Consider the following 15,199-nt stretch of genomic DNA (forward strand, 5'->3'; position numbering starts at 1 on the left):
ATAGAAGCTGGTAGCGCATGGGGACGTTCGAGATCGATCCGGACATCCGTCGCGCCGAGACGCCCCCTTCGGAGCTGTACTTCGACGCGGCGTGGTACCGCGCGGTCACGGAGCGCGTGATGACCCGCTCGTGGCACGTGGTGCCGTTCGAGCAGCCGCCTCCGCAGCCCGCGTCGATGATGCCGTGGGTGCTGCTGCCAGGCTGCATCGACGAGCCGGTGTTGTGGACGCGCGACGAGGGCGGGACGTTACGTCTGCTCAGCAACGTCTGCACGCACCGCGGCAAGCTGCTGGTCGATCGACCCTGCAGCGCCACCGGCATGCGCTGCAGCTACCACGGCCGCCGCTTCGCGCTCGACGGTCGCATGCTGGCCGCGCCCGAGTTCGACGACGCGCTCGCGTTCCCCCGTGCCGTGGACCACCTGCGGGAGCTCGCCGTCGAGCACGCGCCGCCGCTGTGGTTCGCCAGTCTCGCGCCGGTGATCCCGGCGGCGACGTTGCTGGCGCCGCTGCGCGAGCGCCTGGGCTTTCTCCCCTGGTCGCAGGCGCGCTTCGACGCCGGCCGCAGCCGCGACTACTTCGTCGAGGCCAGCTGGGCGTTGTACTGCGACAACTACCTCGAAGGATTCCACATCCCCTTCGTGCATCCGTCACTCGCGCGTGCGCTCGACTACCGCAGCTATCGCACGGAGCTGCTGCCCCACGGCGTGCTGCAGATCGGCGTCGCCAGTGACGCCGAGCATGCCTTCGAGCTGCCCGCCGACCACGTCGACGCCGGCCAGCGCATCGGCGGCTACTACTTCTTCTTGTTCCCGACCACGATGGTCAACGTCTATCCGTGGGGCCTGTCGATCAACGCGGTGCAGCCGGTCGGCCCCGAGCGCTGCCGCGTCGTCTACCTCACCTTCGTGTGGGACCCGACCCTGCTCGATCGCGGCGCCGGCAGTGGCCTCGATCAGGTCGAGTTCGAAGACGAGCGCGTGGTCGAGAGCGTGGCGCGAGGAGTCCGCGCGCGGTGCTACGATCGTGGCCGCTACTCACCGTCGCGCGAGACCGGCACCCACCACTTCCACCGCTTGCTGGCCGCGATGCTGGCCTGACGCCGCTCACTTCTTGCGCGGGCGCGGCAGCCCGTAGGCATCGAGCCGCTTGATGAGGGTGCGACGGGCGATGCCCAGCAGCTTCGCCGCCTCGGTCTGGTTGCCGTGACAGCGCTCGAGCGCATCGATGATCCGCTGCCGCTCGGCCGCGACGTACTGTTCCTTGACCTCGCGCAGCGGCGGCACCGCGGCGGCTGGCGGCAGCGAGCCCTCGCGGCTGGGCTGGGCGAAGCTGGCACTCAGCTTCTCGACCGGCAGGTGTGCCGGCTCGATCTCGTCGCCATCACACAGCAACAGTGCCCGGCGCATCACGTTGCGGAGCTCGCGAACGTTGCCCGGCCATGGGTAGCTCGACAACAGCGCGAGCGCGGCGTCCGAGAGCATGGGTGCCTCGGCGCGCCCGGCCGCCTGCGCGGCCTCCTGCACGAAGCGCTCGGCCAGCGCAGAGATCTCGCGGGGCCGTCGGCGCAGCGGCGGCACCGCGAGCGTGATGCCATCGAGCCGGAAGTACAGCTCCTCGCGCAGACGTCCGGCCGCGACCTCGGCCTCGAGGTCGCGACAGCTGGTCGCGACCACGCGCACGTCGAGCGTACCGCCGGCGCCATCGAGCAGGGCGAGCAGGCGCGCCTGGGTCGCGAGCGACAAGAGGCACACCTCGTCGAGCAGCACCGTGCCGCCCTCGGCGGCCGCGAGCGCACCGGGGACGTCGTCGGCGCCGAACAACACCGCGTCGGCGCGCTCGGCCGGGAGCGCTGCGCAATCGATGCGACGCAACGGCGCGTCACCGCGGCCGCTGCGGCGATGGATCTCCTCCGCCAGCACCTCCTTGCCGGTGCCGGTCTCGCCGACCACCAGCACGTGGATCCGCGAGGGCGCGATGCGCTCGGCGAGCCGGAACAGCTCGCGCATGGACGGATCCTCCACCACAGGACCCCGCTCCGACTCGGCGGTCGATTCCTCGTCGGCGCCGTCGACCCGCGCTGCGACGGCGGTGACGAGCTCGTCGGCGGTGCTGCCATCGATGGGATAGGCCGCTGCGCCCACGCGCACGCGCACGCGGTCGTCGGCGAGCCCGAGCGTGAGCCGCGAGGCCACCGCGCTGGCCTGGGCCTCGTCGGCGCCGACCAGCAGCACCTGCCACTCGCCCGGCACGTAGCGCGCGACGACGTCGAGGTCGGGGAGCAGCGCCACCAGTCGTCGCTCCACCACCGCACCGGCGGTCGGTGGATCGCAGCGCACGTGCAGCAGCGCGAAGCTGGTCGCAGTGCGGATCGCACGGCGGCACTCCTCGTCGATGCGGGCCTCGAAGTAGTCGTAGCTCCATAGCCGCCGCGAAGCGGTCTCGACCGCCCGCTCGAGCACCAACAACGTCGTCGAGCCCACCCGCACCGGCTCGCCCGGCGCCAGCGTCACGACCTCGCGGGGCGAGAGCTGGCGCTCACCGATGTGCGTGCCGTTGCTGCTGCCGAGATCCTCGAGCGAGATGGTCTCGCCGAGGTGCAGCACCAGGTGATTGCGCGACAGCTCGGGGTCGTCGATCGCGATGAGGTTCTCGTTGGAGCGACCGATCGTGACCTTGCCGCTGGCAGCGAGGGGGTAGCTGCTGTGGAAGCCCTCGCCCAGCACCTGCAGCGTGCGGCGGCCACCGCCGCCGCGCGACTCCCGGCGCACGGTCGCGTCGGGCAGCTCGGCATCGTGGCCCGGAGCGGGGTGCTTGGTCGGAGCGCTCACCGTCGCCGCAGGATACCGCGTCGGCGGGGCTTCTCCCGCACCGACGGCGAGCGAGCCGCGCGTGCGCGCGACGACCGGCGCGCGCGTCAGCGTCGCGGTGGGGTCGGCGGCGTACGGGGCGGCTGCGGCTTGGTACGCGGTGCGGTCGCCCGCCGCGAACGCAGCCGCGACATCAGCTGCTGCCACAGCTTCGCCAGCGAGCTCTCGCGCTTGCCGGCGCTGCTGCTGGTCGGCGACAGCACCAAGGTCCCGGGCCGCGTCGGCATGTACGTGCCGAAGCCGCCGTACAAGGCCCGCAGGTCGTTGACGAAGGCGCTGATGCCCGTCGTCGTGACATCCGAGGCTTGGCAGTAGCTGTCGGCCTTGTTGCGGATCATGGCCTTGGCGATCACCTTGATGATGATCTTGTCGATCAGCTCGCCATTGCCGTCGAGGTAGTGCTTGTAGCTGAAGAAGCGGTCCGCGGGCGCCAGCACCGGCTGGTTGTGCTCGTCGACCTTGGGCGCGCGCAGGCTCTGGATCACCGAGTACTCGTGCTCGATGTAGGCCTCGACGGTGTTCTGGTTGGCGGCCTCGCCGTCGGTCGGCCCGTCATACTCGATGAACTTGTAGAACGCGTCGTACAGCGTCTTCGGGTTGCCGTGCGTGCCGGTGATCAAATAGTAGAACAGCGCACCCAGCGAGTAGATGTCGGCGGGGCGATCGACGCTCTTGATGATCTTCGCGCGGACGTTGTTCTCGGTGCCGTCTTCGAACGCGCGTGCGAGGTACAGCCGGCGCTTGGCCAGATCGGCGCTCGCCACCGGGTAGCGCTTGCCGCGGTTGAACAGCTCGAAGGTGTCGTTCTGCGCGATCGCGATGTAGAAGTCCTCGAAGTAGGTGACCTCCTTCGAGCCCTGCTGCACGTTCACGAGGATCTCGAACGCGTTGGTCTCCTGCTCGGGGGCCTGGAAGAACAACGTGCCGGGCACGCCGTGCAGGCGCGTCACCGAGAGGTCTTGCGCGTCGTCGCGGATCTTTCCGACGTTGAAGTCGGCCAGGCGCACGTCGAGCGTGGAGCCCTGCAGCTGCGGGTTGGGTAGCCGCAGCAGGATGTTGCCGGGCTTGATGTCGCGGTGGCAGACGTTGCACGCCAGGTGGGCGTACTCGACCGCCGAAGCGATCGGCATCAGGTACTCGAGCACGCGGAAGAGGCGGTCGCGGGGGCTATAGGCCAGCAGCTCCTCGCGCTCACCGCCGCGCGAGCCCTTGAGCCGCTCCTCGAGCGACATGTCGCAGAGCTCGAGCACCATGAAGTCGTTCTCGACCTTGTCGCGGATCGACGGCGGTACGAACTCCTGGTTGTCGGACTCGCCCGAGGCGAACAGCGTCACGATGTTGGAGTGGCCCTGTACCCGCTCGAGCACTTCCTTCTCCATCTGGAAGCGCAGGCCGTCCTCGGGGGTGACGCCCTTTTGCAGGATCTTGATGGCGACGCGGCGGCGGAACGAGGTCTTCGACTCGAGCCACAGCTCCTCGCCCAAGAACGCCTTGCCCGAGCGACCCGAGCCCAGCTCGATGGGATTGCCGTTCTCGTCGCGGATGAACGAGTAGGCCCGCGATCGCACGATGTGCATCGGCGCGCGCGGTTGCACGGCTGCCGGTGGTGGTGCGCCCATCGGCGCGGGCGGGGCCATCCCCGGCGACGCGCCGATGCCCTGTCCGCCCATGGTCGGCCCGCCGATGGCCGGCGGCATCGCGCCCGCCATCGCAGGCGCGCCGACGGGATGCATGCCGCCATGGCCCTGCTGCGGCCCCGGTGCATGGCCGATGGCGGCGGTCTGCGGGACGATCGCGGTGTCCCCCGAGTACGCCGCGTCGACCGTCGGCACCGGTCCGGTCGAGCTGACCGGCGGCAGGGTCTGCGGCATCGCGCCGGAGGCTGCCCGAGTCGCGGGCGGTGGGGGAACCGAACGGGGCGGTCTGTTCACGCGCGGACTCCGTGACCTCGAACCAACAACAATGTCTCACGCCCGGGCCCGAGATCCAGCACCACGGCCCAGTCGGCGCATGCCAGCGGCACCGCCAGCGGCGCGCCCGGCAGGGCGAAGGTCCGCAGCACGCCGTCGCTCGTGCCCAGGTGCACGGTCACGCGATCGAGGACCTCGCGTGACGGCGCGATGAAGGTGATGTCTTCGTCGCGATCGAGCTCGGCGCCCGACGACGGGCGACCGCTGCCGCGGATGACGAAGCAGTTGAGCCCCTTGACGTGCAGGTGTCCGCCCAGCTCGCGCGAGGTGACGCGGAAGCGGGCGAGGCTGCCGACCAGGCCCTCGTCGGCGCCGATGGTGCGCTCGCTGCCGATCTCGACCAGGCGGATGCGACGTCCGCCGACCACGATCTCGGGGATCGCGAGGTTGTCGACCACGAGCACGCGCGACGCCATCGGCATCGCCGACGACGACTGCGAGGCCGCCTGCGTCGGGTGCAGCGAGCCCGAGGTGGCCGGCACCGCGGGCGCCTGTGCGGCGGCCGGCGCGGACGTGGCCATCGGCTGCGCCGGTCGTGTGCTCGATCCCGGCAACCAGCGGGCCTGCTTGCTCGTCACGTTGCGCCACGACTCGTGCACGCTCTCGCGCAGCTGCTCGACGAACTGCTCGATGCTCTGGATGCGGTCTTCGGGGTTCTCGCGGCACGCGTGCGCGATGACCCGCTGCACGTCCTCGTCGACGCCCTGCTCGGCGATCGTGCGCCGCACATAGCTGTCGCCCAGGCGCCGCAGCTCGAACAGCTGCAGGATGTCGTCGCCGGGGTAGACCATCTTGCAGGTCAGCATGTACGCGACCGTCAGGCCCAGCGCGAAGACGTCGGCCGAGGTCCCGACCCGCTCGCTGCGCAGCTGCTCGGGCGCCGCCCAGCCCAGCGAGTAGAGCCCGACCTTGTCGGCGCTGTTGAGGGTGTCATCGGCACGGTTGGGGATCGCGTCCTCGACCGCCTTGGCGATGCTGAAGTCGGCCAGCTTGACCACCAGCGAGGGCCCGGCGCGCGAGAACAGGATGTTCGAGGGCTTGATGTCGCGGTGGATGATGCCGGCCGCGTGGGCCTCGCGCAGCGCACCGGCGATGGGCTCGATGATCTCGAAGGTCTCGTGGCTGGTCAGGGGGCCGTGCTTGCGCACGAACTCCTTGAGCGTGCCGCCGTCGGCGTACTCGACCACGAAGAACGGCGTGGCGAGTTCGTCCTCGAGATAGCCGAAATCGAAGATGCGGATCGTGTTGGGGTGGCGCAGGGCCGACAGCGCGAAGGCCTCCTGCACGAAGTGCTCGTGCACCGTGCGGTACCCCGGTCGGGACGGGTCCAGACCGCAGAACACCTTCACGCACACCGGACGGCGCAGGCGCTCGTCCTCGCCCCGGTAGACCACGCTCATGCCGCCGCGGGCGACGCGTTCCGTGATGGCGTAGCGATCCATGACCCGCTGCCCGACCAGCTCGGTCGAAACCAACGGACGCTCCTCATGTGCATCGCCCACGTCGTCGATCACGATGGCGAATCCCCAACCGCACGTCAACGCGCGCTCCCGAACTGCGTAGTACGTGCGAAGGTGGGGTTTCGGGCCCGAATTCGTCGGATCGCGCAAGTCGCTGCACGCCCTTGCTCGCGCGTCGTCGTCACGGGCGAGGCGGCCGCGAAGGCATGTTCGGGTCCCCCGAGCCGACGCGCCCGATCGAACCGCGCCCGGGGTTTTCCCGCGCCTCGATGACCGACGAAGCGCGGGAATTTCGGCGAATCCCGGCGGGATCGCCCCGGATGAACCCACCCCAGGCGGTGTCGGACCGTGCGGTCCTTCCCCCCGACCGCCGAGGCCCCCCATGCGCACGCGTCTGCACCCCCTGGCCCTGTGTCTCGCCGCCGCTGCCTGTGGTGGCGGCGAATCGGACGGCCGCTCGAGCGAAGGCAACAGCGCCTCGGGCATCACCGGCATCAGCATCACCGGCGGCACCGACAGCGCCGGGGATGCCTCCGCAGAGGGCGGCACCTCGGGCGCGAGCGCAGCAAGCACGGTGACGGCAGCCGACGGCAGCGACGAGGGCGGCATCAAGTTCGACATGGGCATCCAGCCCGACATCAACCTCGGCTGCGGTGGCGGCGGTGGTGGCGGTGGCGGCACCGCGGACTTCTCGTACATCTGGATCGCGAACTCGGCGGAGAGCACGGTCAGCAAGATCAACACCGAGTCGCTCGTGGAAGAGGGTCGCTACATCACGCGCCCCGACCAGAACGGCAACCCGTCGCGCACATCGGTCAACTTGAACGGCGACGCGGTGATCGCCAACCGTAGCGGCGGCGTGACGATGATCTTCGCGGTCGCCGACGACTGCCCCAACCCCAACAACACCTCGACCGGCCCGGCCGACGTCAAGCCGTGGCCCGACGGCTGCGTCGGCTGGCACACGCCGATGGCGTACGCCAGCCAGCGGCCGGTGGCGTGGACCGCCGGCACGTTCAGCAATCAGACCTGCCGCTACGAGGACGCCAAGGTGTGGACCTCGGGCGCCAACGACCCGCTCATCGACGTCGTGCTGCTCGACGGTGAGACCGGCGTCATCGAGCAGACCGTACCGCTGCCGGGCAACGTCATCGCGAACTTCTACGGCATCTACGGCGGTGCGGTCGACTCGGGCAGCAACTTCTGGGGCAGTCAGCTGAGCCAGGGGCAGATCGTGCGCGTCGACTTCAACACCTACGTCCCGCAGACGTGGGCGATGCCGGTCGCGGGCTACGGCATGGCGGTCGATCGCAACGACCGCGTGTGGACCTGCAGCTCGCAGGTGGGGCGCTTCGACTATCCCTCGCAGACGTGGCAGACCGCCGCCGCCGGCGGTAGCGGTGGTTGCATGCCCGACGGCCAGGATCTGATCTGGCTGGCCAACGACCCGATGGTCGGGGTCGACATCAACACCCTCGCGGTCGTCCAGTCGCTCGACGTGCCGAACTACGTGCACGGCGTGAGCATCGACTTCAACGGCTACGTGTGGGGTCCGGCGATCAGCAACAACGAAGCCTATCGCGTCGACCCGGCGACCGGCATCGTCGACACGGTCACCGGCCTCAACTACCCCTACACGTACAGCGACATGACCGGCTTCGGACTGTCGCAGGTCGGCGGCCCGAGCGGTTGATGCGGGGCGCCGCGACCACCTTGGCCATGCGACGTCGGACGCTGCTGCTCGGGGGTGCGGGGCTGATGGTGGGTACCACCGCGGCGAGCTTGGGGTTCTCGTGGTGGCTCGAGCGCTGGGCGGGGTCGCGGATCGAGGACGACATCCAGGCGGTGGAGCGGGTGCCGTGGGCGATCGTCCCCGGTGCCACGGTGCGCGACGACGGCACGCCGTCGGTCGTGCTCGCCGATCGACTCGACGTCGCCGCCGCGCTGGTGCGAGCCGGCCGCGTCGAGCGCGTGCTGGTGTCGGGCAACGACGGCACCCGTCCCCACGGCGAGGTGGCGGTGATGCGCGAGCACCTGCTCGCGGCGGGAGTTCCCCGCGCCCAGCTCGCGGAGGATCCCGTCGGGTTGCGCACCCTGGACACCCTGCGAAACGCCCGCGATCGGCTGGGAATCGCCGTCGCCGCGATCTGCACGCAACGCTTCCACCTGCCCCGCGCCCTGTGGCTCGCGGACGCGGTCGGCATCGACGCGACCGGCGTCGCCGCCGATCGCCACGCCTACGCCCATGCGACCAAGGACGCCATCCGCGAGCACTTCGCCCGCACGCGCGCATGGCTCGACGTCGCGGTCCTGCGTCGCGCCTGACGTCGCGCGCGCGTGCGCCCATCTGGCGCGGCCCGGGGCCTTCGCGCTACGTTCGGCCTCGTGCGCGACGCGAAACTGGCCGCCCTGGTGACGGCCCTCGGCCTCGTCTACGCGATCGTGCGCTACAACGTGTTCCGCGGCGATAGCTGGGAGCAGCTGCCGGTCTTCATCGTCAACAAGGCGGTCTCGGTCTCGGCGCTGGTGTTGCTGGGGGCTTCGCGGGTGATCGCCGACAAGGCGCGTCGCAAGCGATTGGGCTTGCTGGGGTTTCTGTTCACCGCGCTGCACCTGGTGCTGTCGCTGATGATCTTGAACCCCGAGTACATGTCGAAGATGTACCTGTCGACCGGACGCATGACGTGGAGCGGCGAGCTGTCCATGCTGACCGGCAGCGTCGCCACCGTGCTGGTGATGTGGCTGGCGTACACCACCACCATCCACCCGCTCGATCGCCAGGTCGACAGCACCAGCCTGGTGCCGGGCATGGCGCGCATCGTGCTGGTGCTCGCGGCGGCGCACGTGCTGTACATGGGCTACGCGGGGTGGTTCGCGCCCTCGACGTGGCCGGGCGGACTGCCGCCCATCACGGTGCTGTCGTTCGCGCTCGCGTGCGGGTTCTTCGTCCTGCCCAAGCGGCGGCCGCGGGCCTGACGCTGCCGCGGGTTCGATCGCCGCGTGTCCTCGTGGCTCACGCGGCGTCGCCCGAGGGCGGCGCGAGGCCGGCGGCGGCCATCGCCCGCGAGGCTGCCTCGCGACCGGCGTTGAGCTGCCGCACCATCTGCTCGACCTCCTGGTCGAACCGCTTGCGCGCCGCGGCCTCCTCGGCGTCCTTGTGGAACGCGATGTAGTCGCTGACCAGCTGCTGGATCTTGGCGGTGTCGACCCGCCGCGACAGCTGCTCGATCATCCGCAGGCGACCATCGTAGTCGGCACGGAAGTACTCGTCGGGGTACTCGAAGTCCTGGATGAGCGCACGGATGTTGCCCGCCACCGACTCGACCGCGCGTCCCGAGAGATCGGCGGCGGCGCAGAGCTTGCCGAGCTCGAGCCACTGCGCGTCGTTGGCGTCGACGAACTTCACCTGCGCGCGCAGCAGCACGTCCCGCAGCAGCCGCACGTAGTCCTCGGGGGCGGTCGGCCCGCGCACCTGGAACGGGTTCTGGGCGATGCGCGACACCGTGGCTTCGTCCATCTGCATGAAGTTGGCGTCACAGATCATGAACCACTTGCCGTCCTTGGGGATCAGCGTGCCGTCGAAGATGCCGAACACCGCGCCGAGGTTGTTCTTCTCTTCGCTGCGCAGATCGCCGCTGTCGCGCGAGGCGAACGCGGTGTCGATGTCGGGCCAGTAGACGCCACACACGCCCTCGAAGCCGTAGACCTCCTCCTTGAAGATGCGCACCAGCTCGTTGGCGCTGGCGTTCTGATAGGCACTGGCCCAGTCGGTGCGGCGGATCACCCGGAAGCGCGCGGGCACGTCGCGCGCCTTGCAGTACTCGAGGAAGTCGTTGCCGATGGCGTGCGCGGTGATCGTCTTGCCGCAGCCGGGCCGACCGAGCCCGAACAACACCGGGTTGATCTGCTTGGGGCTGCGACCGCGCCGCAGATCGAAGGCCGCCACGTCGCGCGAGAGCTTGATGCCGGCCTGGAGATACTCCTGGTTGCCGACGATGTCGCCGAGCGCGACCGGCTTCAGATCGACCACGGGGTCGCCCATCGGCCGCGCGCGGAATCCCTCGTAGCGGTGGCTGCCGACGGTGACCTTGCGCTGCGCGAGCGCGATGCCGAAGGGTCGCAGACGGCCGGCGTGGGTGAGCCGCTCGATCGCGGCGCGCAGCTGCACCACGAACGCGTGCAGGGTCGTGCCCAGCCACGACTCGCGCTCGACCAGGCCCTGCGCCGTGGCACCGGGCTTGAGCGTGGCCTGCACCTCGACGTAGCGTCCGGCCAGCTTGAGCACGCGTGCGATGACCTCGCGGGGTGGCTGCTGCAGCAGCTCCTCGAGCCCGTCGGCCTCGAGGCTGCCGTCGGTGCCGGGGGTCGGGGCCAGCTCGGCGAAGCCGCGCACGGCCGCGTCGCACGCGACCGTCGCCGTGAACGCGCCGATGAAGAGTCTCTGATCGCTGGTCGGCTCGGGCAGCGCGAAGCTGCCCGATCGCGCGATGTCCTCGAGCAGCGCGGCGTGGATCGCCTCGCCGGCCGCAAGCGCGAGATCGCCGGCCTCGACCACGACGTCGAGCAGGCGCAGCGTCAGCACCGTGTGCCCGAAGGGCGCCTTGACGATGCGGTGCAGCTGCTTGGCCAGGCTGCCGTCCGCCACCAGCGCGCGGATGCCCGCCCGGTCGAAGCCGCCCGGCGGTGGGGACACGGTGATGGGGGTGCGTTCGTTGGACTCGGCCATGGCGCGGGGGCGCAAGCGTACCAGCAGCCACGCGGACGGATGGCTGCGGCGTCTAGGCCCGGGTGCGCACGGCCGCGAGCGCGTCGAGGAAGCCGGTGGGGTCCTCGAGCGAGACCACGGCGTAGCGGGCGTTGGGTAGCTCGAAGGCCCCCCACACGTTCATCGGCCGCGGCCGCACGAACGCGACCCGCACGACGCCCTCGGGGCTACCGACGTAGGCCACGGTGTCGTCGGGCCCGGTGCGCGCGCCGAGCCCGAACTCGATCGGCCACGTGTGCCGCGCGACCTCGCCGATCTCGGGCAGCGGCACACGCTCGTCGGCGGTGCCGTAGCAGAACCGCAGTCCGTGTTCGTCGAGCTCCACATAGGACTGTCCGTCGCGGAAGCCGAACAACCAGCCCATGGGCGGGGAGGGTTGGGGAAGTCGGATCGGGAAGCGCATCGTCGGGCGACGGGCCCGCGTGCGGGCCCCCCGAAGATGAAGTCCTTCGCGTCGCCGATCTGATCCCGAAGAAACGCGCCAGGCCGGCGAATTTTCCCGCCCACCCGAGCGCACGCGGCCCATCCGCGCTCGCACCCGCGCCCGCGGGCGTCGCGCAAGCGGTCGTCACCGACCGCGGAGTCGAGCGCCGAGGCCCGTGCGGTCGTGCAGGACCATGCCGACCACCAACGCGACCACGAACACGACCGCAGAACCGCCCGAGCCCAGCACCACGAGGGCGGGCCCAGGGCACACGCCGGCGAGCCCCCAACCGATGCCGAACAGCGCGGCACCGAGCAGCAACCCGCGGTCGAGCTCCCGCGCGGTCGGGAGGTGGAAGACATCGCGCAGCAGCGGCGACCCGCGTCGGACGATCACGCGGTGCGCCAGGGAGTGCACCGCGATCGCACCGAGCATCACGAGCGCGAGGTTGGGCCGCCAGTCGCCACCGACGTCGAGGAAGCCGATGACGTTGCGCGGGTCGGTCATGCCCGCGAGCACGAGACCGGCCGCGAACAGAACCCCTGCGAGCATGGCGAGTGCCGGGGCCTTCACGTCGCGCCCCCGAGCAGCCGCACCGTTGCGACCGTGAGCACGCCGGCAGCAAGGAAGGTCGCCGTCGCCACCAGCGAGCGCGGCGACAGTCGCGAGACCCCGCAGACGGCATGGCCACTGGTGCAGCCGTTGCCGAGCCGGCTGCCGAAGCCGACCAGCACGCCGGCGATCGCGACGACGACCGGCGAGGCGTCCGGCGCGACGACGGCCTCGACGCCGAACACCGCGAGCGCGAGCCCGACCGCGAGCAGCCCCGCGATGAAGCCAGCGCGACAGCGCGTGTCGGGGTCGCGGACGAACAGCAGCCCCGCGAGGATGCCGCTGACACCGGCGATGCGACCGTGGCTGAGCAGGAGGATGGATGCGGCGGTGCCGATGAGCACGCCACCGAGGAGGGCGAAGAACGCGTCGTGCATGGAGAGCGAGAACGCAGCCGCTCGAGCAGGTCCCGTGCCAACGCGATGCGCCCGTGGTCTCGGGCGATCCGAGGCCGTCGCTGAAACACGGCGAAACGTCCGCTGCATTTCGTCCCGCCCCGCCGCCGGCGCTGCGAAGCAGGCCAGCGAGCTGCACGCGTGCGGCGGCGGCCGGCGTGCGTGGGCCGTCCGCGCGCCGTCGCGATCATCGTAGACTCGCCGGCGCCGATGACCGAGACCAGCGAGACCTCCGACGTTGCCGTGACGCTCGACCAGCGGGTGCTGACCATCCGCCTCGATCGCGTGAAGAAGAAGAACGCGCTGACGCTGGCGATGTACGACGCGATGAACGCCGCGCTGCAGCGAGCCGTCGACGACCCGCAGATCCGCGTCGTGGTGCTGCGCGGCGCCGACGGCTGCTTCACCGCCGGCAACGACCTCGCGGACTTCATGCAGCGACCCCCGACCAGCGCGGACTCGCCGGTGGGGCGGTTTCTCGGCCTGCTGGGGAGCTTTCCCAAGCCACTCGTGGCCGCGGTCTCGGGGGTCGCGATCGGCGTCGGCACGACGCTGCTGCTGCACTGCGATCTGGTCTACGCCGCCAGCGACGCGCGACTGCAGCTGCCGTTCGTGCCGCTGGGACTCTCGCCCGAGGCGGGCTCGAGCGTGCTGCTGCCCCAGCTGGTCGGCCACGCCCGCGCGTCGGAGCTGCTGCTGTTCGGCGAGCCGTTCGACGCCGCCACCGCGCTCGCGCTGGGGCTGGTGAACCGCGTGCTCGAGCCGGCGCAGCTGCACGACTACGTGCAGTCACGCGCGCATGCACTGGCCGCCCTGCCGCCGGCCTCGATCCGCCTGACGAAGCGACTGCTCCGCGAAGGTGGTCGCGAGACGCTGACGGCGTGCATGGCCGCCGAGGCCGAGGCGTTCTTCGAGCGCCTGCGCTCGCCCGAGGCCGCCGAGGCGATGTCGGCCTTCTTCGGCAAGCGCAAGCCCGACTTCTCGCGCTTCGACTGAGCCCAAGAGGGACCGTCCATGCCCAAGCCCAAGTCCAACGGCGGCAAGTCGGAGCCGCAGCTGGTGCACCAGGACTTCGCGTTCGCCGACGACCGCGAGCTCGACCGCAGGATCGCCGAATTCCGCGAGGCACACGCCCGCGATCACGGCCAACGCCTGGCCATGCACGCGCGGCGCGAGCTCGGACGCGGCAAGGTCCGCGTCACGTTCCGCGTGGTCGAGGCGCCCGCCGGCAAGCGCTGACCCAACGTGCTTGCGGGATGCTCCGCCCGCCGCGACCGCCGGTGCGACGGCGCAGCGCGGCGAACCCGAGCACGAGCCACGCCAGCGATCCGCGTCCCCCACCCGGGGCGTCGGCGCGACAGCTGCAGCCGGAACCGCCGTCGCCCATCGGCGCACCCGAGCTCGAGCCCTCGTCGGCCCCGCCGGTGCTGCCGCCCGCCTCCGCCCCGCCGGTCGTGTCGCCACCGCTGGCGCTCGCGCTCGCACTGCCGCCGTCGCCGGAGCCACTGCTCGAACCACCGTCGTCGGTGGTCGCGATGCCGCCGGTGCTGTCGTCGGCCACACCGCTGCTCGAGCCGCCCGAATCGCCGCTGCTCGAGCCACCGCTGCTCGACTCTGCGCCGGTCGTCGCCGGCGGCGGCTCGTTCTCGCAGATCGCACTGCAGCCGTCGCCGTCGAGGTTGTTGCCGTCGTCGCAGTACTCACCCGCGACGTTGTTCTCGTAGCCGTCGCCGCACACCGGCAGGGTGCAGTCGGCGTCGCAATCCGGCGAGGTCACGCCGTCGTCGCACTCTTCACCGGCGAGCGTGTTCGGCACGCCGTCGCCACACATCGGCGCGGTGCAGTCGGCGTTGCACGTCGGGGTCTCGCCCATCTCGTCGCAGGTCTCGCCGGCGACCGCGTTGACCACGCCGTCGCCGCACACCGACAGCGTGCAATCGGCGTTGCAGGTGATCGAGGCCGGGCCGTCGTCGCACTCCTCACCCGCAGTGACGTTGAGGGTGTCGTCGCCGCAGCTCGCGAAGGTGCAGTTGGCGTCGCAGAGCGCGGTCTCACCGGCGTCGTCGCAGTTCTCGTCGGGCGTCGTGATGCCATCGCCGCACGGCGTCAGGTCCATGCCGTCGCCGACGATCAGATCGTCGATCTGGAAGTAGCCGCCGGTGGTTGCCGCGCCACCGGTGAGGCCGAAGTGGATGCTCTGGATGCGCTCTGGCGCGGTGACGCCCCAGAAGCTGCCCCCCGCCGGCAGCTGCACCTCTTGGACATCGCCGTCGCCGAAGGTGATGTACGCGTAGTACGGGTTCATCAGATCGTGCGAGAGCACGCTCAGACCCGCGCCGACGACACCCTCGTCGGTGCCGACCGAAGTCGTCAGGAACGACAGCTGGAACGATCCGTTGCAGCCGGCGCAGTAGGTCGCGCCGCCGACGATGTTCAGGTTCATGAACCCGGTCGACATGTAGTCGGTCTCGCCGAGCACCGAGCTCATCACCGCATCCGAGTTGATGACGCCGTAGCCGGGGTTCGCGTAGTCGTCGGTGACCGAGAACTGGATGTCGGCCTGGAAGTTGACCAGCGAGTCGTAGTACGTCGGGTTCGCGGCACCTGCCTCCGCGGCAAACGCAAGCCACAGCGGCAGGAGCAGCACAGCACCGGTGATCGGGAACCGACTTCGTGTCTTCATGGGTAAGCTCGGGACGCGGC

The 15,199-nt window shown here is 70.6% G+C and carries 14 protein-coding genes; 6 read left to right on the top strand and 8 right to left on the bottom strand.

Annotated features, from left to right (window positions below; all coding sequences use genetic code 11):
- The first annotated feature begins 17 nt into the window (after nt 1-17).
- Complete coding sequence (locus IPH07_26125; protein ID MBK6920900.1) at nt 18-1,100, top strand: Rieske 2Fe-2S domain-containing protein; 1,083 nt, start codon at nt 18-20, stop codon at nt 1,098-1,100.
- Between the two features lie 6 nt (nt 1,101-1,106).
- On the opposite strand, the gene IPH07_26130 is transcribed toward IPH07_26125, so the two are convergent.
- The 3 genes from IPH07_26130 to IPH07_26140 form a co-directional block, all read right to left on the bottom strand.
- The gene (locus IPH07_26130; GenBank protein MBK6920901.1) at nt 1,107-2,831 is read right to left on the bottom strand and encodes a sigma 54-interacting transcriptional regulator; all 1,725 of its coding nucleotides are present in this window, start codon (nt 2,829-2,831) and stop codon (nt 1,107-1,109) included.
- Between the two features lie 86 nt (nt 2,832-2,917).
- A complete protein-coding gene (locus IPH07_26135) occupies nt 2,918-4,741 on the bottom strand; it encodes a protein kinase (GenBank protein ID MBK6920902.1) in 1,824 nt (607 codons plus the stop codon).
- Between the two features lie 56 nt (nt 4,742-4,797).
- On the bottom strand, nt 4,798-6,315 hold the full coding sequence (locus IPH07_26140; protein ID MBK6920903.1) for a serine/threonine protein kinase: 1,518 nt from the start codon (nt 6,313-6,315) through the stop codon (nt 4,798-4,800).
- Between the two features lie 367 nt (nt 6,316-6,682).
- Here IPH07_26140 and IPH07_26145 point away from each other — a divergent pair, with 367 nt between their 5' ends.
- Genes IPH07_26145 through IPH07_26155 form a run of 3 tightly spaced genes read left to right on the top strand, consistent with a single transcriptional unit; the run spans nt 6,683 to nt 9,276 of the window.
- Nucleotides 6,683-7,993, top strand: a complete 1,311-nt coding sequence (locus IPH07_26145; protein ID MBK6920904.1) for a hypothetical protein — start codon at nt 6,683-6,685, stop codon at nt 7,991-7,993.
- Nucleotides 7,994-8,019: 26 nt separating this feature from the next.
- Entirely contained in the window at nt 8,020-8,625 is a 606-nt protein-coding gene (locus tag IPH07_26150; GenBank protein MBK6920905.1) for a YdcF family protein, read from the top strand.
- Between the two features lie 60 nt (nt 8,626-8,685).
- Entirely contained in the window at nt 8,686-9,276 is a 591-nt protein-coding gene (locus tag IPH07_26155) for a hypothetical protein (GenBank protein MBK6920906.1), read from the top strand.
- Between the two features lie 37 nt (nt 9,277-9,313).
- Here IPH07_26155 and IPH07_26160 read toward each other — a convergent pair whose 3' ends face one another.
- From IPH07_26160 to IPH07_26175, 4 genes are all read right to left on the bottom strand, one after another.
- Nucleotides 9,314-11,026 (bottom strand): AAA family ATPase, encoded by a 1,713-nt coding sequence (locus IPH07_26160; GenBank protein MBK6920907.1) that lies wholly within the window; start codon nt 11,024-11,026, stop codon nt 9,314-9,316.
- 52 nt (nt 11,027-11,078) lie between these two features.
- On the bottom strand, nt 11,079-11,429 hold the full coding sequence (locus IPH07_26165) for a hypothetical protein (protein MBK6920908.1): 351 nt from the start codon (nt 11,427-11,429) through the stop codon (nt 11,079-11,081).
- Nucleotides 11,430-11,633: 204 nt separating this feature from the next.
- Nucleotides 11,634-12,041 carry a YeeE/YedE family protein gene (locus tag IPH07_26170; GenBank protein ID MBK6920909.1) on the bottom strand — a complete coding sequence of 136 codons (408 nt, stop codon included), beginning with the start codon at nt 12,039-12,041 and terminating at the stop codon, nt 11,634-11,636.
- 17 nt (nt 12,042-12,058) lie between these two features.
- A complete protein-coding gene (locus IPH07_26175; protein ID MBK6920910.1) occupies nt 12,059-12,478 on the bottom strand; it encodes a YeeE/YedE family protein in 420 nt (139 codons plus the stop codon).
- Nucleotides 12,479-12,706: 228 nt separating this feature from the next.
- On the opposite strand from IPH07_26175, the gene IPH07_26180 reads away from it, so the two are divergent.
- Together IPH07_26180 and IPH07_26185 are read left to right on the top strand one after the other, a co-directional pair.
- The gene (locus IPH07_26180) at nt 12,707-13,492 is read left to right on the top strand and encodes an enoyl-CoA hydratase (protein ID MBK6920911.1); all 786 of its coding nucleotides are present in this window, start codon (nt 12,707-12,709) and stop codon (nt 13,490-13,492) included.
- A gap of 18 nt (nt 13,493-13,510) precedes the next feature.
- Nucleotides 13,511-13,735, top strand: coding sequence for a hypothetical protein (locus IPH07_26185; GenBank protein MBK6920912.1), 225 nt, complete (start codon nt 13,511-13,513; stop codon nt 13,733-13,735).
- Here IPH07_26185 and IPH07_26190 read toward each other — a convergent pair.
- On the bottom strand, nt 13,695-15,179 hold the full coding sequence (locus tag IPH07_26190) for a DUF4215 domain-containing protein (protein ID MBK6920913.1): 1,485 nt from the start codon (nt 15,177-15,179) through the stop codon (nt 13,695-13,697). The two genes, IPH07_26185 and IPH07_26190, sit on opposite strands and share 41 nt — an antisense overlap.
- Between the last annotated feature and the right edge of the window lie 20 nt (nt 15,180-15,199).

The organism is Deltaproteobacteria bacterium (assembly GCA_016709225.1).
Taxonomy (GTDB): domain Bacteria; phylum Myxococcota_A; class Polyangia; order Nannocystales; family Nannocystaceae; genus Xiheibacterium; species Xiheibacterium phototrophicum.